Origin of the sequence: Paradesertivirga mongoliensis, from assembly GCF_024436395.1 — a bacterium.
GTDB classification, from domain to species: domain Bacteria; phylum Bacteroidota; class Bacteroidia; order Sphingobacteriales; family Sphingobacteriaceae; genus Paradesertivirga; species Paradesertivirga mongoliensis.
The window spans coordinates 208,163-233,588 of the sequence record NZ_JAFMZO010000002.1; the positions used below are offsets into that span (position 1 = coordinate 208,163).

The following is a 25,426-nucleotide window of genomic DNA, read 5'->3' on the forward strand; positions in this document are numbered from 1 at the left end:
CTGCGAGGCAACTAATTAGAGAAGCCGTCTGGTCAGACATAGTATTTTAGTCCGTCGGTTTTTATCTTTCCGGCATCCAGCAAATTTCGCAAACCGTCTACCCTCTGGGTTTCATTGCCTGAGTGCATAGAGCTTATCAGCTCGTCTAAGGTTAAATGATTTTCGGCCAGTAGTTCCAGAATCTCGAAGGTCATGCGTTCGAACAGAGAACTATTGGTGGCCGACCGCTTCTCTTCGATGCACACATCACAAACTCCACATTTATCGGCATGGGGCTGGTCAAAATATGCAAGCAAAAGCTGGCTTCTGCATTTTTGTGCTTCTGCATAATTGATTACCGCCTCGATCTGACTTTTCATGATGAGTTTGCGCTGCTCGATATATCTGCCATCGATAAATACGTTAGAGCTATCCAGGCGGCTTTTAAGATATTGTATCTGAGGCTTATCAGTTTGTTTGAGATAACTTAGGAGCTCCAGTTCCTCCAGCTTTTCGAGCGTTTTAACCACCTCCTGCGTGCTTATGCCGGTGCGACGGGCAAGATCGCTTTCGCGGATCTGCGAATATTGCTCAAAGAGCCCACCATACGATCGCAAAAGGATTTTAATAAATGAATCGAATTGAGAATACTCGATCTGAAAGCGGTATAAATCTTCCGCGCCGACCATAACCCTAACTCTTGATGGCAGGTAAACACTTTCGCTTAACGCGATATAGCCGTCGTGCTCGAGAAATTTTAGTGCATTAAGGGTTTTTATGGGATCAAGCTTGAAACGTGAGCAGAAGTTACCAATATCAAACTCGAGAGTTAGCTCCTCCCCTGCCCCATAAGCCAACTGAAAATAGTTGCCAAGAGAGTGGTAAATCTGTTTAATTTCTTCAATCGAAGGAAAACTTAAGTTAAATTTCTTCTCCAGCGCTAGCCTGTCCGATTCATTATATAGCAATACCGCAAAGGCTTTTTTCTCGTCTCTGCCTGCCCTTCCTGCTTCCTGATAATAGGCTTCTAGACTTTCGGGTAAGTCGAGGTGCACCACAAAACGAACCTCAGCTTTGTCAATTCCCATTCCGAAGGCATTTGTAGCAACAATTACGCGGATACTTCCATTTTTCCAGGCCTCCTGTTTATCGGCACGAACCGGAGTGGGTAGGCCGGCATGATAAAAATCGCTGCTTATACCCTCTCTGTTTAACATCCGCGCAACTTCCTGGGTAGCACGCCGGTTTCGGACATAAATGATGCCTGTACCTTTTACTTTTTTTGCTATCGCGATGAGCTTACGGAATTTATTCTCTTCTGTTGCGACGATATAACTCAGGTTTTTCCGTTCAAAACTTTTACGAAAAACGTTTTTCTGCCTGAATCCAAGTTTATCCTGAATATCATCAATAACTCCCTCGGTGGCGGTGGCCGTGAGGGCTAAAATTGGCACCTGCGGATGAATATCGCGTAAAGCGCTGAGCTGCAAATAAGGCGGCCTGAAATCGTAGCCCCATTGCGAGATACAATGCGCTTCGTCGATGGCGAACAGGCTGACATTCATGTATTTTATCCGCTCGCGAACAAGATCAGACATGAGCCTTTCGGGAGATAGATAGAGAAACTTAATCTGGCCGTAAACGCAATTGTCAAGTAGGATATCAACTTCTCTTTTCCCCATCCCAGAGACTATAGAGACTGCTTCGATACCCCTCGCTTTAAGGTTCTCCACCTGGTCTTTCATTAACGCTATGAGCGGTGAAACCACGATGCAGATTCCGGGCTTTACCATCGCCGGAACCTGAAAACAGATAGATTTTCCGCCGCCAGTTGGTAACAGAGCCAGTGTATCTCTACCGCTTAAAACGGATTGAATGATATCCTCCTGTAAGCTGCGGAAAGAATCAAAATTCCAATAGGTTTTAAGTGCCTGGTAAATTGTCATTGGAGGCAAAGCTAATAATGATAATGAATTTACAGCGGATGGTGGCTCTGGAATTTGCAATCGGACACCGGAGAACTGAATTCAGAGGGCAGACGAATCCAGAGCACAAATGGTTAATGCTCGAACGTCACCTAAATCTTATTCCAACCTTTTTGCCTGAAATATTTTCCAGAATAGGCTTAAAAATGGTAAGTGCGTTTTCTTTGGTCTTTCCCAGAACGTTCATTTCTTTTGCGTTTTGCAATAGCCTTTGCTCGGCAAGCTTGTAGATCCCCTCAATCATCTCTTGGCGGTCGCTGGGCGACCACACTCCGGAAAGTTCATATACTTTAGAACGCTGATGATCCAACTTTGTGTAACAGATCTCAGGGTTGGGCAAGAAAACGGTTACTGAGTCGTTGGCTGATACGATATCCTCTTTCGCTACTTTTGTAAGATCAATGCATCCCACCACTTCGCCGGTAGCCACGAAAAGTATGCGCTTATCCGGAAGCAATGTTCGGGTCACCTTCTTTTCAATCACGTCTTTCATCGAATACTTTACCAGTTCCAGCTTTCCCATATTGGTAATTTTCTCTATCATCACATCCTCGTTGATTTCTGTCCTCGTAACGAAAAATTGGTTGCGTATATAGAAGAACATGAAAATCATGAACAAAATGGTTGCGACAGAAAATCCAAGGATGAGAGCTGTGCGGAGCTTAAGTATCTTGTTTATCATATATCATTAAAACGAAAAAAGTGCCCAATCAGGCACTTTTTGTTTGAATTTTTTCTTCGCTGACCGTTTCAGTCTTCTTTGCTAGCTTGTGGGGGCGTCTTTTCCCGAACGAACCCATTGTAATTTTACCTCTTTTGCTTTTTTTATCTCCTTTTCCCATAATGATAGTATTTGAAAAGGAAACACGGGTGAGCTATAAAAGTTTCAGAAGAATATATTAAGCCATAACATGCTCTTTCGCTGCAAGATACCTCTCTGCTTCCAATGCGGCCATACAGCCCGTTCCGGCGGCCGTTACAGCCTGACGATAAACTTTATCCTGTGCATCTCCGCAGGCGAAAACTCCTTCGATATTGGTCTGGGTGGTTCCAGGCTTGGTAATAAGGTAACCGGTGTCGTCCATATCCAACCAGCCTTTAAAAATATCGGTATTAGGTTTATGACCGATGGCTACAAAAAATCCTGTAATGTCGAGAACTGACTCCTCCGTTGTTTGGTTATTTACCACTTTAACACCAGTAACAGTTTGCCCGTTTCCAATGATCTCAGTGGTTTGAGTATTGTAATGCACCTCGATATTCGGAGTGTTTAACACTCGGTTCACCATTGCTTTTGACGCTCTGAATTCATCCCGACGCACTAATAAATGTACTTTGTTACAAAGTTTAGCCAGATAAGTAGCCTCTTCTGCTGCGGTATCTCCCGCACCAACAATGGCGACATCCTGTCCCTTAAAGAAAAAACCATCACAAACGGCGCAGGCAGAAACCCCGAAGCCATTATATTTTTGCTCACTTTCCAGTCCGAGCCACTTTGCAGAAGCTCCTGTAGCGATAATAACTGTATCTGCGGTTATGGTTTTATGTTCGTCGACAATTATTTTATGAATTGGCCCGGTAAAGTCAACCGATGTGATATAACCAAAGCGAATATCGGTGCCAAAACGTTCGGCTTGTTTACGAAAGTCTTCCATCATTTCCGGTCCTAAAATCCCTTCCGGGTAACCTGGAAAGTTTTCGACATCGGTGGTTTGGGTAAGCTGGCCGCCAGGGACAATACCGGTATACAAAACCGGCTTTAAATCGGCGCGGGCAGCATATACTGCGGCGGTATATCCGGCGGGGCCCGAACCAATGATTAAACAATGAACGTGTTCTGTTACTTCTGACATTTGATTTATTTCAAGTAGACAAATCTAACGCTTTGAACTTTGCAGAACAAACGGCAATTATCAATACAAAATCAAATTAACGGGATGCGGTTTTATCCAGGCTGTTAATGCCCAAACCGAAGAGCGAGGATTTGGTTAGATTGGCTTGAATCTGCCAGTAATTACTCCCGCCATTCAGCACTACAACGGCACCTTTTAGCCAATTAGGTGTTTCATTAGATGAGACCCTGTAATTGCCTTTTAACAGGCAACTTATATAAACCACTTTTTCACCGGTCTCTGTAATATAGCCGTAATACTGACGAACAAACCTGTTCAAGCATTCGTGAATAACGGGTCCATTACCTCCACCCTGATTAAGTTTGGATGCGTTGACTGATTTCAGATCTTTTACCAGTAATTTTTCCGCTGCTTCAATATCAGCGGCAGTGGGAGTAAATCTTTTATCGGCTGGCTGGTTTGCAAGAAAAGGGAGAACAAAATCTTTTGAGAAAACTACCCCTTCAAAGTCATCGCCCTTGACATACGTGTGAGAGGATGAACGGGCTTCTGAAAATGAAACTTTTTGTGCCTTGACACCACACAACGAACAAACAAACAGCACCATCAAACTCACAGATAACTTCATAGCCACATAACGTAATTTGAATCAGAAAGTTGCAAACTTAGGAAAATACAAGTCGCAGGAATTTACAGTGTTACTGTCTAAGTTTGAATCACTCCTACATTAAACCTTTTCATTATCGGTGCCTGGTTTGCCGCCTCGATACCCATTGAGATTACCTTCCTGGTTTCGAGCGGATCGATTATCCCATCAACCCATAACCTGGCGGCGGCGTAATATGGTGTGGTTTGATAATTATACCGGTCGGTAATTTCTTTGAGCAACTCGTCTTCTTTTTCCGGGGTTATTGTTTCTCCTTTGGCTTTAAGCGCCGACTCTTGTATCTGAAGCAGTGTTTTTGCTGCTTGTGACCCGCCCATTACAGCAATCTTTGCAGAGGGCCAGGCAAATATCAAGCGAGGATCGTATGCCTTGCCACACATGGCATAATTGCCGGCGCCGTAAGAGTTTCCGATAACGATAGTGAATTTTGGCACTACCGAATTGGCTACTGCATTCACCATTTTAGCGCCATCTTTAATTATTCCACCCTGCTCAGAACGACTCCCAACCATAAAACCGGTAACGTCCTGTAAAAACACCAGCGGTATCTTCTTTTGATTGCAATTCATAATAAAACGGGTTGACTTGTCTGCCGAGTCTGAATAAATCACTCCGCCGAATTGCATTTCTCCCTTTTTAGATTTAATTACCTTTCTCTGATTGGCAACAATACCAACCGCCCAGCCATCTATCCTGCCTAAACCACAAATTATACTTTGGCCATAAAGTTGTTTATATTCTTCAAATTCAGAATTATCAACCAGGCGGTGGATGATATCCAGCATATCATAAGGCTTTTCCCTGCTATCCGGCAGAATGCCATATATTTCATCGGGCGCTTTCAATGGAGCTACCGCTTTCGCGCGATCGAATCCTGCATTGAGGGGGGTTCCCATTTTTGAAAAGATGTTTTTTATAGAATCCAAACAGGCTTGATCATCGGGATGCTTATAATCGGTCACTCCCGAAATCTCACAATGTGTGGAGGCTCCTCCAAGCGCCTCATTATCGACATCCTCGCCAATAGCAGATTTCACCAAATAACTTCCTGCAAGGAACACAGACCCTGTTCCGTCCACAATCATAGCTTCATCGCTCATTATCGGCAAATAAGCGCCACCAGCCACACACGAGCCCATGATAGCTGCGATCTGTACGATACCCTCGCTACTCATTATGGCATTATTTCTGAATATCCGGCCAAAGTGCTCTTTATCGGGAAAAATCTCGTCCTGTAAAGGCAGGAATACACCGGCAGAATCTACCAGATAAATTATTGGCAGACGATTCTCCATAGCGATTTCCTGAGCTCTGAGGTTCTTTTTAGCAGTCATCGGAAACCATGCACCAGCTTTAACAGTGGCATCATTAGCCACAATAACACATTGCCTTCCTGAAACGTAACCAATCCCCGTAATTACGCCGCCTGAAGGACAGCCGCCAAATTCGGCATACATCCCATCTGCTGTCAAAGCGCCTATGTCGAGCCAGGGTCTGTCATGATCAATCAGATAAGTGATACGTTCTCTGGCTAAAAGCTTGCCCTTTTCTTTTTGTTTAGTCGCGGCTTTTTCACCGCCCCCGGTGTAAACCGTTTTCAGACGGTCGTTTAGTTCGTATAGAAGCTGCTTGTTTATATCGGTATTACGCTCGTAATCAAGGTTCATTGTAAATCGTGTATGTATCAAATTAACATAAAATTCACAAAATGGTTAGCACATCGTACTTAGTCATTTACGTTTTAATATTAATTATATCAGTGGATACGTCGCTTCTCTTATTCAAGCTCTTAATAACACGCCGATCCATCAACAAATTTTTGAGATAAAAAAAGGAGGCCCGTACAGGCCTCCAAACCAAACTAACCGGAAAATATTTGTTCTGGCGATGTATTTTATTTTAAATGGCGTATCGATTATTATTGCCACACCATCAGGCTACTAATAGCCGGGCCATTACTTGTTGTTCAGATCTTAATTGCCGTTAATAAGAGCGTAGCGCAAAGTCAATCCAAAAGTTCTCGGTTCGCCAAGAACACCGGCGTAATGACCAGCATTACCACCTGCAGGCAATAGTTGTTCAAAATAGTCTCTGTTAAACAAGTTACGTCCCCATACAAAGGCCGATAAACCGGTCGGCGATTTATAACCAATCCGTCCGTTGAACAGAGCATAACCCGCAATATTCAAATATTTTGACGGAGAAGGACTGGATGAAAAGCCCGAGCGTGCAGACGCATCGATCGCTGTAAAGAATTTAGATTGCTTATTAAAAAACTTCGCAGGAGTGGCAAATTCCCCGCCCAGTGAGCCGGCCCATTTTGATATACCCGGAAGCTGTCCGCCTGAGATATCTTTAAACGCTACCTGTACTCCATCTATCGTTAAACCGGTTTCTTCAAGAGGAAGCGGAGCGTTAGTGAAGCGAACATAGGTAGCATCAGTGTAAGCACCGGCGCCATAGAACGAGAAATACTGGTTAACTGAATAATTAGCATCCAACTCAAGACCTTTTACATTAACTTTTTCAGCGTTGGCGATATAGCCGCGGTTAACACCCAACTCGGCTGACTGAACGTTGGTTTGATAATCTTTTATATCGGAGTTGTGGAAAGTCAGGTTCAAGGTGAAGTTATTGATTGGTGTTGATTTAAAGCCTATTTCATAATGCTTTGTATCTTCAGGTTTTATTACTGCAAGATCAGTCGCCGGTGCGCCGTTAACAGTTGGCAGTCCTGCGACGTTAACACCTACAGGCTTAAAACTCGTTGAATAAGTAGCAAAAGCATTAAGTCGCCGGTTGGGTTTATAAGATGCTGTAATCGAGTAGGTGAAATTGTCCTCATCCGCGTCAGCTATATAAGACTGGCTGCTGTATACCCCATTTTTTAACGCAAGCAAGGCCGGATCGCTGGTTTCAAGACCACCTCTTGCAACCCTATCGTACGTTACATCCTTTTCGTCATAATTGAAACGAATACCAGGTAAGATGTGGAAGCCTTTGGCAAATTCCCAGTCAATACTTGCAAATGCTGCTGCACTAAGCGATCTGATTGCGGCATTAGTATAGATACCATATCCCTCAAAAAGGCCAGGAGTTCTCCACCGTGCATCATTTGCTGAGCCGGTTGAGTTTTGAGAAAAACGCCATTGGGCTGTACCAGACTCTTCTGTACCATTGATCTGAACTTCCTGATCGATATAAAAGACACCTACAACCCCGCTTAATTTTTCGGACAACTCGCCGGCATATCGAATTTCCTGCGACCAGTTACGGTGCTCAGCAGGATTTTGAGATTTCGCCAATGCCTGTAAACCTGTAAAGTCTCTGTCATTTGAAGGATCCCAGTTCCAGTAGCGCCATGCGGTGGTAGATGTTAGCGTACCCGGACCTAATTTTGTTTCGGCATTGAGAGAAATTCCGCCCAATTCGTTACCAGAATTCCATGGGGTATCGTGGTCAATCTTACGATCAAATGCATTTAAACTCGGCAGAGAATAGTTAAGGTCGGCAATGATGGCATTGAACTGACGGTAAGCAGGGCGATTGGTGGTTACAACTCCAGCCACGACCTGGGCATATCCATCAGGTTGCTGATCAGACGCATCTGCCGACAGGGTGATCGAAGTATTTTCTGAAGGTTTGAACAATAACTGTCCACGAAAACCGAGGTTATTAATGTCGTTGGTAGACTTTCCTGTTCGTACGTTTTCAATTACACCATTACGCTGTGTACCTGAAAAAGAAACGCGCGCTGCAAATTTACTGTTTAAGGGTCCTGTTACTGAGGCTTTAGCCTGAAGGTATCCGTAATTGCCTAAACTGGTTTCAAAGTTGTAGCCAGGTGTAAAGCTCGCTTTGCGGGTTACGATATTAAAGGCTCCTGCAGTGGTATTTTTACCGAACAGGGTTCCTTGTGGTCCTCTCAAAACTTCGATTCTATCAATATCGATAAAATCGAGCGTAGCGGCTGCGGGACGTGCGTAATAAACTCCATCAACGTAATACCCTACTCCTGGATCCAGTCCATCATTGGTAAGTCCGAATGGTGAGCCTATTCCCCGGATATTAACCCCAGTGTTTCTGGGATTGGACGTATACATCTGAACAGACGGGATCATCTCTTTGATCCGGTTTACGTTAAAAGCTCCGGCTTCTTCAATTTTAGTTCCACCAACTACAGAAATTGGAATAGGAACATCCTGCAGTACCTCTGAACGGCGCCTGGATGTAACCACAATTTCCTGCAAAAGAGAGTTATCTATAAGTGTTAACTGCACAGGGCTGCTCTCAAAACTTAGAATCTGGAAATCTTGTGGTTTATAACCCACATAGGTAACTCTCAGGTAAAACGGAGTCTCAATATTTACTGTGATTTTAAAATTACCAGCGGTGTCTGCAACTGCATATGAGGTCGTTCCTCTGACTAGGACATTCGCGCCTGGCAGTGGAATTCCCTTGCTATCTTTTACTACTCCGGTTATGATGTGCTGGCCAAAAGCTACACTTCCGAAAAGAATGAGAGTTAAAAAAGCAAAGGTGAACTTTCTGAATAAGAATAAATGAGATAGAGTTAAAAAGGTCGGGCCCGCCGACGTAAGATTCGGATTAGCAAAATTTTGCATATTTTTACATTAGTTTAAATGATGGATTTGAGCCAGGAAACAACGCCACATTGAACGCCTGGTTCATTGATTTAGACTTGGGAAGCGCAACAGTGTGCTTCCCTTTTTTTCACTTAGTACATTTCATATTCATACATTATTTGGAATCAAGTGCATTCGTTAATTATGCCGCAAATCTAAACATTCTTAATAAACTACCAAATTTATAGACTAAATAGTTTAAATAGACTATTAACACCGTCCGTTATACGTCTATATGATCAAAATGAATGGTCGTGTTTTAAGAAAGGAGGTTCTTTAGGCGGGAACTTAAGACAGAAATTTAAGTTAATTCAATAATTAGCAGAGAGATAAACATTGCAATTCCAAAACTCAAAAGAGTTCCGATGAGGATATATTCGGTTAATTTAAGATCCTTTCCCTCCTTTAAGTCGCCAAATCTGAATATTGATTTAGCCGCAATAAGAAAACCGATTGCCTCAAAGTGTTGGGTATAGATAAAAGCGAAAACCAGTAATCGCTCAATAATACCGATAAACTGTCCGGCACTTTGTAAAGATGTATCCGCCTTTTTAGAACCCGGGTGGGTGGCATCCGGTGTCCATCTGGCAATTAAAACCTTTATGATTATTGAGGTAGGATATGTAAGGATTAAAATTGCGGTTAAGTTGAGCCAGAATGATGGTGAGTTAAGAAACGAGAAATCCAAAACAGGGCTCCGGATGTACTGCCATACCAAAAATATACTAATAAGATGCAATAACTGGTCGGCAAAGAACCAGGCACGTTTACTTGCAGGTTTTTGTGCATATAACTTCAGGGAATCTATAACACAATGAACGATGCTTAACAAAAGCGCCACCGGCCAATAACTGATATCGAATAGAAATAGAAGGATTAATATACCATGAATGAGGCAGTGAAGATATAACTTACCAGATCTGAACTTTTTCCGCTCCTTCTCTTCTACCCAGTTGTTTGGCTGAAGAAAAAAATCACCAATAATGTGTGCAAGTATGAGTTTGATTAAAACTATATCCATTATTTGCTTATCAGGTGCCTCAGTTTTTTCCTGTAGAGATTATCGAGTTCCAAAATCTCTGCGAAACGTGCGCGCTTTAATGCTTCACTTACTGTAGACTGCGATTTTTTAGACAACTCGGCGAGTTCAATTTGTGAGATTCCGGCATTTTCAATAGATAATTTTACCATTTCGGCGGAGACCGGGCTCCAGTTATCAATAGCGATTAAAGCCAGACGAACAGCTACATTCATTTCGTAGTCGAACTGATCCCACCGGGTTTGAATAGCCAGGCTTACCCGTTCTTTTTTTAGTTCTTCAAGCTTTTCACCTGAAAAAACAAATGCCTCGCCGTTAGATTCAGAAACTTTTTCAGCGGTATAATTTTTCTTTCCTATGCCAATAGCTATTCTGGCATCGATATGCTTAATGGTTTTTACACAAGCTTTGATATAAATGGCGGACAGTAAGGCGTCTTCGGGATTCAGCTCCAGTTGAAAGCTGTCACCACGATATATTTCCCATTTTTTTGTACTTGCGGATGCTAGTAAAGCTGCTTTTAAAAGCTCGAGCCAGGTTTCGACTGAAACCTTTCTGGAGTTAATGATATCGCCGGTTAAGATACTTACCATCATGACTAACACAATATCGGTTAATTAACCGATAATTCAAAATATCGGTCAATTAACCGATATCTTGAATTATCGTACGAAAAGCCGATATACTAGCGGCTATAATTAGGAGCCTCCTTGGTAATAGTAATATCGTGCGGATGGCTTTCGCGCATCCCAGCGGCTGTAATCCGAACAAAACGAGCGTTTTGAAGATCTTCTATAGTAGCCGCGCCACAATATCCCATACTGGCCCTCAAGCCCCCAATATATTGATACATCACTTCGGCGAGAGAGCCTTTATAAGGTACACGACCCACGATACCTTCCGGAACAAGCTTTTTGATATCGTCTTCAACATCCTGAAAGTAACGATCTTTCGAACCTTGTTCCATAGCTTCTATCGAGCCCATGCCCCGGTACGACTTGAACTTACGTCCTTCATAAATTATAGTCTCACCCGGCGACTCTTCTACTCCTGCAAATAAAGAACCGGCCATAATTGCACTTGCACCAGCAGCAATGGCTTTTGGAATATCGCCTGTATGTTTAATACCTCCATCGGCAATTACCGGTACACCTGTGCCACGTAATGCCTTTGCACATTCGTATACTGCATAAAGTTGTGGTACACCAACACCGGCTATGATACGGGTTGTGCAAATAGATCCCGGGCCAATACCAACTTTAACGCCATCAGCGCCGGCATCTGCCAGAGCTTTGGCAGCATCACCGGTAGCAACGTTTCCGGCAATAATCTGAAGATCAGGGTATTTAGACTTAACCTCTTTTACTTTATTGATAACTCCCAAAGAGTGCCCGTGTGCTGTATCAATTGCGATTACATCTACCCCGGCTTTAACAAGTGCATCTACTCTGTCAATAGTATCAGGGGTAACGCCTACAGCAGCGCCAACTCGTAAGCGGCCGTGCTCATCTTTACAAGCCTTTGGATAATTTTTAACCTTTTGAATATCCTTGAACGTAATTAACCCTACCAACTCGCCGGAGGAATTTACTACGGGAAGTTTTTCAATTTTATAGTCCTGTAAAATTTCCTCAGCCTGAACCAAAGTTGTTCCGGCCGGAGCTGTGATAAGATTTTCGCGGGTCATTACCTCACGAATGGGACGCTTCATATCTTTCTGAAAACGCAAGTCGCGGTTGGTGATAATGCCTACCAGGATATTATTCGTATTTACAACAGGAATACCGCCAATACTAAAATCTTTCATGATTTTGAAAGCATCACTAACCAGAGCATCCTCATTCAATGTTACCGGATCTTGTATCATTCCACTTTCAGATCGTTTTACTTTTCTAACCTCTTCAGCCTGCAGCGAAATGGTCATGTTCTTATGAAGAATTCCGATACCTCCGGCCTGGGCAATAGCAATAGCAAGTTCGGCTTCAGTAACCGTATCCATGGCCGCTGAAACAATAGGAACATTTAAACGAATTTTTTTAGTGAGAGATGTGCTGGTATCCACATTGCGCGGTAACACTTCAGAATAATCAGGTATCAGGAGAACATCGTCGTAAGTAAGGCCTTCAGCAACGAATTTTTCGGGATCAAGATGCATAGCAAATATTGGGGTTATTTGCCGGGCAAAGCTAACAAAAATAATTGTAAGGAACAACGTGAATCTGCACGTCTGCTATATTTTTCTTACCTCAGAAATAAGCTCATCGGGCTCATTTCTGAGATAAATGAATGCTTACTTCTTCCCTACTATAATTTTCTGCAGATCACTAAAATCTAAATATCTGATTGCCAGTTGTTGTAATTCTTCGGCAGTGATATTGCGTACTACCTTAATATACTGTTCGTAATACTCATAAGTTAAGCCAGAAAAGAAAATATTTTTGAATTTATCACCATGCGATAAAGCATTTTCCAGGCTACCCAACAAAGAACCCATCATATAATTCCTCACCAGCTCCAGTTCTTCTTTCCCGATCAATTGAGTTTGGAGGATCTTTATTTCTTTTTCAATTTCAGCGATTGCAGCACTGCATACATGAGCTCCAACCTCAGAGCCGATCACGAAATATCCGGCGTTTTGTAACGAAACCACGGCAGAACCAATCCCATAGGTATAGCCCTTATCCTCCCGGATATTAGCCATTAGTCTGGAACTAAAATAGCCGCCGAGTACGGTGTTCAAAACCTGTAATCCCGGAAAATCAGGATGCTGCCGGTTTACCGAAACCCTTCCAAGCCTGATGGCAGACTGCAAAGCCTCCGGACGTTCGAGGTAGTGCTCAAAACCTTTATCGGCATTAAAAGAAAAAGTATTTGCAGTAAACGCGGGACCGTGATCCCAATCAGAACCGAAACAACTATTTAAGAGCTTAATTGTATTATCTGTAATTTTACCTGAAGCGATTATGGCACAATTAGAAGGCTGATAAGCCGACTTAAAATACTCCAATAACTGTACTCTGTCAAGCTTGTCGTAATCGAAACTTTCTGTTTTGTACCCATAAATGGTATCGCCAAACAAAGCATGGCTAAATAAACGTCTTCCCAGGAAATCGTTCTTCTCAAGATTTACCAGCAGTTTTTGCTTCTGGTTAGTTTTAAAGGTCTGAAGTTCGCTTTCGGCGAAAATGGAATCGGTAACAACAGCCTTAACAACCGACAGAGTTGACTCCAGGTGCTTAGTTAATGTAAATAAGGTAACCGTAGAATAATCGTAATTGTAATCGAGTTGAAGGAAAGCGCCGTAATAATCGATCTTTTCAGCAATCTCCCGGGCGCTAAGTTTGCTCGTTCCTTCTACCAGCATGGTATTCACAGCATAAGCTTGCAGGGGTTTTGCAGAATTCCAGTTCACATTTTTAAAAATGAGCTCGATGCGGATTAACTCCTGTTCGCCACCATTAATCACATATAACTCAATATTGTTATCAAGCACATGAGGCTCTGCTTTTATCAGTTGTATTTTTTCAACCTGTTTAAATACAGGCGCTAAAGTTCTGTTTAACATCAATTTGCCAGATAGTAAAGGGTGGTTGAATTCTCTTTGCGAAAAACACTATTCGCTCTGTCTTTTATGTCTTGCGCTGAAACCTGCAAATACCGGCCGGTTTCCTTGTTTAAGTCGGATGCATTGCCCAGCAGTTCGAACATGGCCAGATTCATGGCCTTGTCGAGCAGGCTCATTTCGGAAAACACCATAGTTGATTCAACTTTGTTTTTCACCTTAGTGAGCTCATCGGCGGGCACCAACTCATTCTTCAGCTTGTTTATTTCTTCCCAGATCGCCGCTTCTGCATCTTCCATCGAAACACCTTTAACCGGCTTTCCTTCAATAATAAAAAGACCCGGATCCAGGCTCCCCGTAGAATGAGCCGCAATCTCACTAAAAAGCTTCTTATTTTTCACCAGCGATACATGTAACCGTGAAGCATTGCCACGGGATAAAATATCTGAAATAAGATCGGCCTCATAATGTCCCTGATCGTTTCTGGCTGGTGAATGAAATACAGTATAGATAGCATTCAGGGGGACATCTGCTTTAATCACTTCGCGTTGCTCAACTGTTTGCTGCGGCTCTGCGGGAAGATCTCTTACCGGCTTTGGTGAGGAAGGGATACTTCCGAACCATTTATCAGCCAGTTCTTTAACTTCGGCGGTAGTAACAGCACCACCTACTACCATAATTGCATTGGCGGGATTGTAAAACTTCTTGAAAAATGCCTTAACATCTTCAATTTTAGCATTCTCAATATGAGACAACTCTTTGCCGATGGTGGCCCAGCGGTACGGGTGCTTCTTATACACCAATGGCCTTAATTTCAGCCATACATCGCCATAAGGCTGGTTAAGATAGCGCTGTTTAAATTCTTCACATACCACGTTCTTTTGCACCTCCAGGCTTTTTTCTGAAAAAGCGAGACTAAGCATTCTATCGCTTTCGAGCCAAAAGGCTGTTTCGAGGTTTACAGCAGGTAATGTGATGTAGTAGTTGGTGATATCATTACTGGTAAAGGCATTATTTTCGCCACCAACTCTTTGCAACGGCTCGTCGTATGATGGAATGTTAACCGAACCGCCAAACATCAAGTGTTCAAACAAATGGGCAAATCCGGTTTGTCCGGGATTTTCATCGCGGGCACCTACGTCATACAGGATGTTTACTACAGCCATTGGAGTAGTAAAATCTTCATGAACTAAAACGCAGAGACCGTTATCTAACGTAAATCGATTATATGATACCATTCTAATCTGTCAAAAGATTGCAAAGGTAGAACTTTTGCCGAAAGCGACATTGCTTTCCTGTTTTATCATTCTGCAAAACGCGGCTTGATTATCATCGTCTTAAAATGTTAGTTTTCCACAAATATTATTAATCTCCACATTCATTAAAAAAGCAGCAGAGAATTTTCATACCTTTGAATCCCGTACGAATACATTTGATTTCCCTCATTACGGAGGCGTCAGATCCAAACTTTCATTCATGACTAAGTATATTTTTGTTACGGGCGGCGTTACTTCGTCGTTAGGAAAAGGAATTATTTCTGCTTCATTAGCCAAACTTCTTCAGGCTCGCGGTTACCGGGTAACCATCCAAAAATTTGATCCCTATATCAATATCGACCCAGGAACGCTGAACCCTTATGAGCACGGCGAGTGTTTTGTTACCGAAGACGGTGCCGAAACAGATTTGGATCTTGGTCATTACGAACGCTTTTTAAATGCACCAACATCACAGTCTAACAACATCACCACAGGCCGTATTTATCAAAATGTAATAAACAAGGAGCGCGAAGGTGCGTATCTAGGAAAAACCGTTCAGGTTGTACCTCATATTACCGACGAAATCAAAAGAAACATCCGCATACTTGGAGAAAACGGCGAATACGATATCGTGATCACCGAACTTGGCGGTACAGTAGGCGATATTGAATCACTACCATATATCGAGGCTGTTCGTCAGTTTAGATGGGAGATTGGGTACAACAATTCACTGGTGATTCACCTGACGCTTATCCCATATCTTGCAGCAGCGGGCGAATTGAAAACCAAGCCAACACAGCATTCGGTTAAAACGCTTTTGGAGTATGGTATTCAGCCTGATATTTTGGTGTGCCGTACAGAGCATCATTTATCGCAGGATATCCGCCGCAAGATCGCACTCTTTTGCAACGTCAATATCAACGCCGTCGTCGAGTCTATCGACGCATCAACAATCTACGATGTTCCGTTATTGATGTTAAAAGAGCAATTGGATAAAACGGTTCTCACTAAGCTTAAATTACCACATAAACTCGAGCCGGATCTGGAAAACTGGAAAGATTTTCTTGGCCGTCTTAAAAACCCGACTTCCGAAGTTCATATCGGCCTTGTTGGAAAATATGTGGAGTTACAAGACGCTTATAAGTCTATTCTTGAATCGTTTATTCATGCCGGAGCAAGAAACGAGTGCAAAGTGCGGGTTCATTCCATTCATTCAGAAAGTATCACACCAGAAAATGTACACGAAAAACTCGAAGGATTGAACGGATTGTTAGTGGCTCCGGGTTTCGGTAACCGCGGAATTGACGGAAAGATCACTGCCATTAAATATGTACGTGAAAATAACATCCCATTTTTTGGAATCTGTCTTGGTATGCAGTGTGCTGTTATTGAATATGGCCGCAATGTATTGGGATATAAAGATGCCCATAGTACCGAGATGGATGAAAGCACTAAACATCCTGTAATTTCCATGATGGAAGAGCAGAAGAAAATTAAAAACAAAGGAGGCACCATGCGGTTGGGAGCCTATACCTGCGAAATAAAGAAAGGCACCAAAGCGGCTGTTATCTATGGTAAACAAACCATTACCGAAAGGCACCGCCATCGTTATGAATTTAACAATAAATACCTGAAAGAATATGAAACTGCCGGTATGGTTGCCTCGGGTATTAACCCTGAAAACAATTTGGTGGAAATCATTGAGCTTAAAAACCATCCGTTTTTTGTGGCCGGCCAATTTCACCCCGAATTAAAATCAACGGTTGCTAATCCGCATCCGCTTTTTGTTAACTTTGTCGCCGCTTCGCTAAATCAGGCGAGAAAGAAATAGTTTTTTAGAAGAGGATAAGATTTATAATGGACAGAAATACTTTTACCGGACTTTTTTTAATCTTTTTAATCCTTGCTGGATCGACATGGTACATGCAACAGGAGGATCAAAAGCTTGCAAGAGAGAAAATCGTTCAGGATTCAATAATTAGATCTAAAGCAGTTAAGCCGGTTGCAAAAACCCCGGCTGCCGCTGCAGTGACGGCCAAGGTCGCGGTAGATTCAGCAGTTCTGAAAGGCCCTTTTGGAGCAGCCAGAACGGGAACAAACAATCCGGTTGTATTAGAAAACGAGCATTTAAAGGTAATTATCGGCTCTAAAGGTGGAAGAATTGAATCGGTTGAGTTAAAGGAACATAAAACATACGAGCAGAAGCCGGTTGTAATGTTTACGGCCGATCAAAGTAATTTTGGCTTATCCTTTAATGCCGGTGGCACCGCGGTTAATACCAGTGATTTATACTTCACACCTTCCACTCAAAATTTAGTACTGAGCAAAGCCGATTCTGGGTCGGTAACTATGCGGTTGAATTATTCACCGACTCAGTTTGTCGATTACATTTACACCCTTAAAGGCGAGAGCTACAAAGTCGGTTTAACTATTGTGACGTCAGGAATTCAGTCGGTTATCCAGCAAGGACAGCCTATTTCTTTAAACTGGCAGGCAACATTAACCCAAAAAGAAAAAGACCTAAAAACTGAGAGAACTCAATACACTGCAGCGTATTTTAAACATGTGGAAAATGACCCGGATTATATCGGCTTAAGTGAAGACGAAACGAAAGATCTGGGCGAAGACGGCAAGATTGAGTGGATCTCTTTTAAACAACACTTCTTCTCAAGCGTTTTGATTGCGAAAAATGGGTTTGATAAAGGAAGCCTTTCAGTAAAAAATTCAAGTCAGAGCGGTGTTCTAAAGTCTTTTGCTGCCAACATGCAGTTACCTGCAAATACAGGCTCCTACCCCCTTGAATTTTATTTCGGACCGAATAAGTTCAATATTCTAAATGATCAGGGTAACGATTTAGAGCGACAGGTCAATTTAGGCTGGGGACCCTTGAAGTGGATTAACCGCTATGCCGTTCTTCCGCTGTTTAACTCGCTCGAAAAATTGGGCTGGGGTTATGGACTGATCATTTTTGCTCTTACCATCATATTGAAGCTGGTATTATCTCCGCTAACATATAAGTCATATTTATCCATGGCTAAGATGCGGGTACTAAAACCAGAAATGGATGAGATCAAAGCGAAAGTGGGAGAAGATAATCCAACACTATTGCAGCAGGAATACATGAAGCTTTATAAAAAGGCCGGTGTTAATCCACTGGGTGGATGTATCCCTATGCTTTTACAAATGCCAATTATTATGGCATTCTTTTTCTTCTTCCCCAACCTTTTCGAGCTAAGGCATGAAAGTTTCTTGTGGATGAATGATTTATCGACTTACGATTCAGTAATAAGTATTCCCGAGCTTCCTTTTATTGGTAATCACATCAGTTTAATGTGTTTGTTGATGACGGTTTCTACCCTGATCTATACATGGTACAACAATCAGATTTCGGGCGCTACCGGGCAGATGAAATACATCGGGTACATTACTCCGATCATATTCTTCGGGGTTCTTAACAGCTACCCTGCGGGATTGAATTATTACTATTTCCTTGCAAACATGCTGACTTTCGCACAGCAGTATATCATCAAACAGTTTGTAGACGACGACAAAATCCATTCACAAATCCAGGAGAATAAGAAAAAGCCCAATGCAGACAAAAAATCTAAATTCCAGCAACGTATGGAAGATTATATGAGGCAAAAACAAGCTCCGGCTAAAGAACTTCCAGCCAAGCCTGCATCAAAAACTCCTAAAAAAAAATAATTTAAACCGGCAAATGCCGGTTTTTTTATGCAACAAACTCTATTCACTATTTGCTGTTTAAATTTGAATTAGCTTAAAAAAATGTAATTTCAGCGTCTTATAAACACAGACAAACCCATGGCATTAAACTATATCTGGATTGCCTTTTTCATCATAGCATTTATTGTTGCACTTGTTAAGCTTATTTTCTTTGGAGACACCGCTATATTTTCGGCGGTAACCACCGGAATGTTCGACAGCGCTAAAACCGGTGCAGAAATATCATTGGGGCTGATCGGAATTATGACGTTCTGGCTTGGGATAATGAAGATTGGCGAGCGTGCGGGGATGATAAGTTTATTCGCCAGGGCGACCAGTTCCTTTTTTAGCAAACTTTTTCCTGATGTTCCAAAAGGCCACCCCGCCAACGGATCCGTTATTATGAACTTTTCTGCCAATATGCTGGGTCTTGATAATGCAGCTACACCACTAGGTTTAAAAGCAATGCAAGAACTTCAGGAGTTGAATCCCGAAAAGGAAACGGCGAGCAATGCTCAAATTATGTTTTTGGTTTTGAATACAGCAGGATTAACATTAATACCTACTTCCGTTATTGCGTTGAGAATGGCTGCGGGCGCTACCAATCCTGCCGATATTTTTATTCCTTCACTAATAGGAACTTTTATATCGTTTATATCCGGCATGATTGCAGTTTCTTTATATCAGAAGATCAACCTGTTTAAACTTCCAATTCTTGTCTTTTTCGGATTGTTTATAGGTATTATGTTCACCCTATACTTCTCGTTGAAGGGATTGCCTCCAAAAGAGATGGAAATTGCTACCGGTTTGTTGGGTGGTATTGTAATCTTCTCTGTTGTTATCCTTTTTATAAGTTATGGCGCTATTAAAAAGCTTAATGTATACGAAGCTTTTATCGACGGAGCTAAAGAGGGTTTCCAAACGGCGGTGATGATCATACCCTTTCTTATAGCGATTTTAGTGGCTATAAGCGCCTTCAGAACTACCGGATGTATGGACTATCTGGTTAATGGAATAGGCTATATTGTGTCGTCTTTCGGACTGGATACAAGATTTGTTCCGTCCTTACCAGTGGGACTGATGAAAAGCCTAAGCGGAGGTGGTGCCAGGGGTTTAATGCTTGATGTGATGAAAACATATGGTCCTGATTCTTTTCAGGGTCGTTTAGCTTGTATCATGCAAGGCTCTACGGAAACAACATTTTACGTACTTGCCGTATATTTCGGGTCGGTAGGGATAAAAAGAACCCGTTATGCGGTTGCTTGCGGCTTAATCGCCGACTTTGTCGGAATTATTGCTGCGATATTTATTGGTTACATGTTTTTTGGATAACAAAATGAAAACTCTGGCACTTATTGCTCACGATGGAATGAAAGCCGAAATGGTGGCTTTTGTAAAAGACCATATCGATATTCTTAGAAAATTCAAACTGGTTGCAACTGGTACAACTGGTTCGCATATCCAACGCACTGGTCTTGATGTAGAATTAAAATTAAGCGGTCCTAAAGGAGGTGATGCACAAATTGCCTCTCTGGCAGCCGAGGCGCAACTGGCGGGTATTATTTTCTTTAGAGATGCTTTGGGAAAACACCCTCACGAACCCGATGTGCAAATGCTGTTGAGAATTTGTGACGTTCATAACGTACCACTGGCTACAAACCCGGCAACAGCCAAATACTTATTGATAGGTATGGCAGAGTTGATCGAGCAAGGAAAATAGGCCAACTTAGCTGTCCTGTTTTCTATCAATTTGAAGGCTGAATTATACACAGCTTTGAAACGGTATTTGCTTAGAGAAAAAATCGTCAAAGAAAGATTCTTATTCTTATCTATTCGTTAGTAAACGTCCTGAATTTTTATCATGATGTAAACGCAACCGAAAGTTAACAATGTGAAAGTATTTTGGCACTATTCATGGATACGTAATGAAAACATACTGTTCTATGTTGATCAATGAACTGCAACCCAATAATCTTTCTAATATGAATCTTTATCCGCATACCGTAGAGCGGCTGTGTCATCAGCACAAAACTTTAAAATGCTATATAGATGATCTGCCTCCCGAGGCAATCTACAATCGTTTAAGTTCTGATAAATTTTCTATCCACGAAACCATATCATACCTCACCCGCTACCATCATATCTTTTTAAATCGTCTGGTAAGGATGATGGACGAAGTAAATCCCTATTTTGAGGTCTACAAACCTGACGATGATTCGGAATTTCATTTCACCTGTGCCAAATCAACCGGCTCTTTATTGCATGAGCTCTATCGCCTGCGAAGCGACATTATTTTGAGGATTGAAAATCTGCCATCTGAAAATTTTGCACGTGTGGGTACTCACTCGGTGTTGGGCCGCATGAACATCAGTCAGTGGCTTGAGTTCTTCCTGTTACACGAATCGAATCAGTTATTTAGGATATTTAAACTTGCCGGAGGTTTCTGGTCGGCTGAACTTGGACAACAAAACAACGTCATTTACCTACCAAGGCTATCTAATTACATCGACGAATTGGCAGTCTGAATAACTTGATAAGGCAGAAGAGTTTTCGATAACTGCTTCTGTTTTATCAAATTAGCTGTATCCTTATTCCGATATCCGCGTATAACGCCCGTATTACAGTTTACCTATACTGTTGGGAATGTGGCGGATGATCAGGATTTTAACTATTTTCTTTCTATTTTTTGGATTTACTTTTACAACCTTTAGTCAAACGGTTAGCATCAATGCTATTGATGCAGGTCCGTACGGAAGAGGTTCGAGCATTTCGGTGCCAGTTCGCCTGGCGGATCCTGAGGCTAAGTTCAAAATAGACAATGTCTTCAAGTTATATATCTCGGATGCATCCGGAAGCTTTGCATCCGAAAAAGAGATCGGTAGCTACAAAGGTTTCTTTACCACGTTTATAAACGGCATTCTGCCAGCGGATCTCGCACCCGGCGATTATAAAGTGCGAGTTAAGAACAGTAGCACCCTAAGTGTTAGTGCTCCATCCGAAATATTTAAAGTAAATGCTTCTGCAGGTGTTCTGGCCGACATCGACGCCCCGGCCAGCCAGGTGATCAGCAACGCCCCAAAAACCTTCGGAGTTTGCAAGCCGGAAAGAAGCGTCAGTTTTAAATTCACAAACTCATCTACATCAGGAGCCAGTGTAATCGCAAGTTTTCGTAACGGATTGAACGAAGGCGACGTCAAAGAATCGGCATTTACCACACCTACAATCACTTTCCAGGCGGATCCAAGTCACTATACCATCTTCGTTAAGGCCGAATTAAACGGAGTTATTGGAACAAAAGGCTTTTTTCTAATAAATAATATAATTAAGTCAGGATTTAGTCCCCCGGCCAACAACACGGTGTGTTTACCTGCCAGTCTTGAATACAATATAGAAACTGCTTCCTCAAATGGCATCCAGAATAATTTCCCCGGCTATTCCTATCAGATAAATTGGGGAGACAATAACATTGAAAACCTCACGCCCGCACAAATTCTTTTGGAAGGCGGAAAAGTAAGACACACCTATATTCAGTCTTCCTGCGGAAAGCAGATAAAAATAAACGATATCACTTACTATAACGTTTTTGGAATCATTTATCAGGTAAACAGCCCATTCTGCGGTCTGGTAAGCGTTCCTTTATCTACGCAAGCCAAGGTTATCACACAACCCGAAAACAGGTTTGCCATTGGGCCGAGCGTTTGTATAAATACTAACATGGTAATCAACAACACCTCGATAACAGGTGATAATCCCAGTTCAAATTCTGCTGAGTGCAGGAATAATGAGATAGTATATTACTGGTATGTTGATGACGTAGCGGTTACTCCACAGGGAGTTCCAATTACTTATGCCTTGAATCACAAGTTCACTACTCCTGGATTCCATAAAATCCGGCTCGAATCAGAAAGTAATTCAAACTGCCAGGCGGCGCCGCTTGAGCGGACCGTCTATGTTCAAACACTTCCTGAACCCGATTTCACCTTATCAGAAACGTTGGCTTGCGCCGACGCTACCATCAGGGCGACGGATAAATCGGTCATCGACCTCTCGGAGCAAGCAAAAAACACCTATAAGTGGACAGTTAGCGGACCATCCAATGTAAGTTTTGTTAACGGCAGCACGAGCTCCAGCAAAAACCCTGAATTTAAATTTTCAGCAGAGGGGGTATATACTATCCGATTGGGCATTACTTCTCCCTGTGGCGAGATTTTTAAAGAACAAGTGGTAATCATTAACAAAAAGCCGGGTATATCGGCAGAGTGGCCTGGTAATTTATGCGGACGAGGCCAGTTGCTGACTTTTGATAGTAAAGCCGGCAACCTATTAAAAACAACTTTCACAGGAACGGCCAAAGAAAATGCTGATACATATATCTGGGAAATTAGCGGAGGAGCATTCTCATTCAAATCGAACTCTACCTCCCGAAGCAAAACACCCACCATTTTCTTTGAAGATTATGGAACCTATACCATCAGGATTACACACAAAAATAACTGCGGCACCGAAGTCCTAACGAAAACAATACGTTTTAATGAATCTCCCACAATATCTGCCGGAGCCGACAAAGTAATTTGTGCCGGAAACAGCGTTACGCTCGAAGGTTCCATTTCCGGAGAACAGGCGGCTGGCTATGTTTGGATTGGTGGGAATGGTCAATTCAGCCCATCCCGAAGTTCACTTAACCCGGTTTACATCCCCAGCCAGGAGGAAATTTTATCCGGGCAAGTACAGTTGAAATTGTCGGTTACTACAATGAATCCGGCTCCGTGTAATATTGTCGAAGATCTGATGGTAATTAAGATAAATCCTCTTAATAAAATCAAAAGTGCCGGGACCAAAACCATTTGCACCGGTAATTCAGTGAATTATATCCCCGAAGCATTATTCGATGGAAGTGTTATTACCTGGACCGCATCGGGTTCGCAAAACGCGACAGGTTATTCAACCAGCGGTTCTGGGGCAATAAAAGATGTATTGACCAATTCGGATCCGGTTCAAAGTGCGGAGGTCAGATATATATTAACCCCCGAAAACAATGGCTGCAAAGGTGAGCCTTTCACATTAACGGTCACCGTTACCGCCAAACCTACCGTAGCTGCAGCAGCAGAGACAGGTACTATTTGCTCCGGTAAAGAGGTCAGAATAAATCTTACCTCTAATTTAAGCGGGATGCGGTACACATGGACAAGTACTGTAAGCGGAAATATTACCGGCAACAGTAAACAAACCACGCCTGTAGCGCTCGACAGGATAGTAGAAAGCTTAACCAATGCAGGATCAACCACCGGCTTTGTAAGTTATACCATCACACCGGAAAATACTAGTGGCTGTGCGGGAGAACCCATCACTATTAAAATAAATGTGTCTGCGTCGCCTGGATTGACCACTTTTTCACCCGATAAAACAAAGGGATGCTCTCCGCTTTCCGTAAACTTTAAAAACAATACAGTGGGTTCTGCGAACACATATTATTGGGATTTTGGAGATGGGCAAAAGCTGGTAACGAAGGACAATAGCGCTGTGAATCACGTATACTCTTCAGCAGTTTCGAAAACTTTTACTGCGCGGTTGATTACCGAAACAGATTGTGGTAAATACACCAGCGAATACACCATCAACATATCGCCCAATACTGTTGAACCCGAACTAGTAGTGAACGGCAATGAATATGAAGGTTGTGCCCCCCATACCGTCAAGTTTTTTAACAACTCGAAAGGTGCAACTCTTTTTAAATATGATTTTGGCGACGGAACCATTATTGAGACGAATCGCTCGCCCGAAACCATCGTCCACACCTTCACAAAAGGTGGCAAATACAAAGTAACCCTAACGGCATCTAATGGATGTTCTGACACTACTACGTCAGAAACAATCACCGTATATCCCCAGGCGATTACTAATTTTTCTGCCGATGTGAGAGAAGGCTGCTTATCCGTTAAGGTTAAGTTTAGCAATAAAAGCACAGGCGCTCTATCTTATTTATGGGATTTTGACGATGGAACCGTTTCGACAGAAGCCAATCCCACACACACCTTTGGCACAAAAAAACCGAGCTATACAGTTCGCTTAATCACTACCAGTTCTTTTGGCTGCAAAGACACACTCGAGATGGAGGATTATATAAAGGTACAGTCGCCGCCGATAGCCGAGTTTCAGGTACAACCCGGACTCACAATTCAATATCCCGACCACCACTTCTCTTTCAAAAACTCGGATCAGGGAAAGGATACCCAATGGAGATGGGATTTCGGTGATGGATCGGCCTCTTCCCAAAAAGACCCCGAGCATACTTACGCAGATACCGGCGTTTACAAAGTAAAACTGACAGTAATAAACAGCTCTGGCTGTTCTGATACTGCAATTAAAACAGTGAGAATTACCGGTACTCCCGGCAGCTTATTTATCCCGAATGCATTTATGCCTAATAGCTTAACCGAAGAACTACGGACCTTTAAAGCAAAAGGTTCTGGAATGCAAACCTGGCAAATGCGGATTTTTAATAAATGGGGCGAATTGATCTGGAACACTACCCTTCTGAATGAAAGAGGCGTCCCAATCGAAGGCTGGGACGGCAACATGTTCGGCAGTCCTGCACCGCAGGGAATTTACTTCTGGGAGGTTACCGCGAAATACAAGAACGGCACGGAATGGGCCGGAATATCATACAATGGTTCAGAACCTAAAAAAACTGGAACTATAAACTTAATACGCTAGGC

At 42.5% G+C, this 25,426-nt stretch carries 18 protein-coding genes; 6 read left to right on the forward strand and 12 right to left on the reverse strand.

The window, feature by feature from the left end; all coding sequences use genetic code 11:
- Positions 1 to 32: 32 nt before the first annotated feature.
- The 12 genes from J3P43_RS06875 to J3P43_RS06930 all read right to left on the reverse strand — a co-directional run bounded on the left by J3P43_RS06875 (position 33) and on the right by J3P43_RS06930 (position 14,969).
- Positions 33 to 1,925 (reverse strand): RecQ family ATP-dependent DNA helicase, encoded by a 1,893-nt coding sequence (locus J3P43_RS06875; protein ID WP_255900657.1) that lies wholly within the window; start codon positions 1,923 to 1,925, stop codon positions 33 to 35.
- A gap of 127 nt (positions 1,926 to 2,052) precedes the next feature.
- The gene (locus J3P43_RS06880) at positions 2,053 to 2,646 is read right to left on the reverse strand and encodes a DUF4230 domain-containing protein (protein WP_255900658.1); all 594 of its coding nucleotides are present in this window, start codon (positions 2,644 to 2,646) and stop codon (positions 2,053 to 2,055) included.
- A 28-nt stretch (positions 2,647 to 2,674) separates the two neighbouring features.
- Positions 2,675 to 2,806 carry a 30S ribosomal protein THX gene (locus tag J3P43_RS06885; RefSeq protein ID WP_255900660.1) on the reverse strand — a complete coding sequence of 44 codons (132 nt, stop codon included), beginning with the start codon at positions 2,804 to 2,806 and terminating at the stop codon, positions 2,675 to 2,677.
- 57 nt (positions 2,807 to 2,863) lie between these two features.
- On the reverse strand, positions 2,864 to 3,817 hold the full coding sequence (gene trxB, locus J3P43_RS06890; protein WP_255900661.1) for a thioredoxin-disulfide reductase: 954 nt from the start codon (positions 3,815 to 3,817) through the stop codon (positions 2,864 to 2,866).
- A gap of 76 nt (positions 3,818 to 3,893) precedes the next feature.
- On the reverse strand, positions 3,894 to 4,445 hold the full coding sequence (locus J3P43_RS06895; protein ID WP_255900662.1) for a hypothetical protein: 552 nt from the start codon (positions 4,443 to 4,445) through the stop codon (positions 3,894 to 3,896).
- A 77-nt stretch (positions 4,446 to 4,522) separates the two neighbouring features.
- A complete protein-coding gene (locus J3P43_RS06900; RefSeq protein WP_255900663.1) occupies positions 4,523 to 6,151 on the reverse strand; it encodes an acyl-CoA carboxylase subunit beta in 1,629 nt (542 codons plus the stop codon).
- Between the two features lie 306 nt (positions 6,152 to 6,457).
- On the reverse strand, positions 6,458 to 9,109 hold the full coding sequence (locus tag J3P43_RS06905; RefSeq protein WP_255900665.1) for a TonB-dependent receptor: 2,652 nt from the start codon (positions 9,107 to 9,109) through the stop codon (positions 6,458 to 6,460).
- Positions 9,110 to 9,431: 322 nt separating this feature from the next.
- Positions 9,432 to 10,151, reverse strand: a complete 720-nt coding sequence (locus tag J3P43_RS06910) for a DUF3307 domain-containing protein (RefSeq protein WP_255900667.1) — start codon at positions 10,149 to 10,151, stop codon at positions 9,432 to 9,434.
- On the reverse strand, positions 10,151 to 10,765 hold the full coding sequence (locus tag J3P43_RS06915) for a winged helix-turn-helix transcriptional regulator (protein WP_255900668.1): 615 nt from the start codon (positions 10,763 to 10,765) through the stop codon (positions 10,151 to 10,153). The genes J3P43_RS06910 and J3P43_RS06915 overlap by 1 nt, the downstream gene beginning before the upstream one ends.
- An 89-nt stretch (positions 10,766 to 10,854) precedes the next feature.
- Entirely contained in the window at positions 10,855 to 12,324 is a 1,470-nt protein-coding gene (gene guaB, locus J3P43_RS06920) for an IMP dehydrogenase (RefSeq protein ID WP_255900670.1), read from the reverse strand.
- 135 nt (positions 12,325 to 12,459) lie between these two features.
- On the reverse strand, positions 12,460 to 13,734 hold the full coding sequence (locus tag J3P43_RS06925) for a M16 family metallopeptidase (protein WP_255900671.1): 1,275 nt from the start codon (positions 13,732 to 13,734) through the stop codon (positions 12,460 to 12,462).
- Positions 13,734 to 14,969 carry a M16 family metallopeptidase gene (locus J3P43_RS06930; protein ID WP_255900672.1) on the reverse strand — a complete coding sequence of 412 codons (1,236 nt, stop codon included), beginning with the start codon at positions 14,967 to 14,969 and terminating at the stop codon, positions 13,734 to 13,736. Before J3P43_RS06930 ends, J3P43_RS06925 begins: the two co-directional genes overlap by 1 nt.
- Before the next feature lie 238 nt (positions 14,970 to 15,207).
- Here J3P43_RS06930 and pyrG point away from each other — a divergent pair, with 238 nt between their 5' ends.
- From pyrG to J3P43_RS06960, 6 genes are all read left to right on the forward strand, one after another.
- The gene (gene pyrG / locus J3P43_RS06935) at positions 15,208 to 16,818 is read left to right on the forward strand and encodes a CTP synthase (protein WP_255900673.1); all 1,611 of its coding nucleotides are present in this window, start codon (positions 15,208 to 15,210) and stop codon (positions 16,816 to 16,818) included.
- A 26-nt stretch (positions 16,819 to 16,844) separates the two neighbouring features.
- Positions 16,845 to 18,692 (forward strand): membrane protein insertase YidC, encoded by a 1,848-nt coding sequence (gene yidC / locus J3P43_RS06940; RefSeq protein WP_255900675.1) that lies wholly within the window; start codon positions 16,845 to 16,847, stop codon positions 18,690 to 18,692.
- Between the two features lie 117 nt (positions 18,693 to 18,809).
- Complete coding sequence (locus J3P43_RS06945) at positions 18,810 to 20,042, forward strand: nucleoside recognition domain-containing protein (RefSeq protein WP_255900676.1); 1,233 nt, start codon at positions 18,810 to 18,812, stop codon at positions 20,040 to 20,042.
- A gap of 4 nt (positions 20,043 to 20,046) precedes the next feature.
- Positions 20,047 to 20,430 (forward strand): methylglyoxal synthase, encoded by a 384-nt coding sequence (locus tag J3P43_RS06950; protein WP_255900677.1) that lies wholly within the window; start codon positions 20,047 to 20,049, stop codon positions 20,428 to 20,430.
- A 205-nt stretch (positions 20,431 to 20,635) separates the two neighbouring features.
- Positions 20,636 to 21,235 carry a DinB family protein gene (locus tag J3P43_RS06955; RefSeq protein ID WP_255900679.1) on the forward strand — a complete coding sequence of 200 codons (600 nt, stop codon included), beginning with the start codon at positions 20,636 to 20,638 and terminating at the stop codon, positions 21,233 to 21,235.
- Between the two features lie 127 nt (positions 21,236 to 21,362).
- Entirely contained in the window at positions 21,363 to 25,424 is a 4,062-nt protein-coding gene (locus J3P43_RS06960; RefSeq protein ID WP_255900680.1) for a PKD domain-containing protein, read from the forward strand.
- Positions 25,425 to 25,426 lie beyond the last annotated feature (2 nt).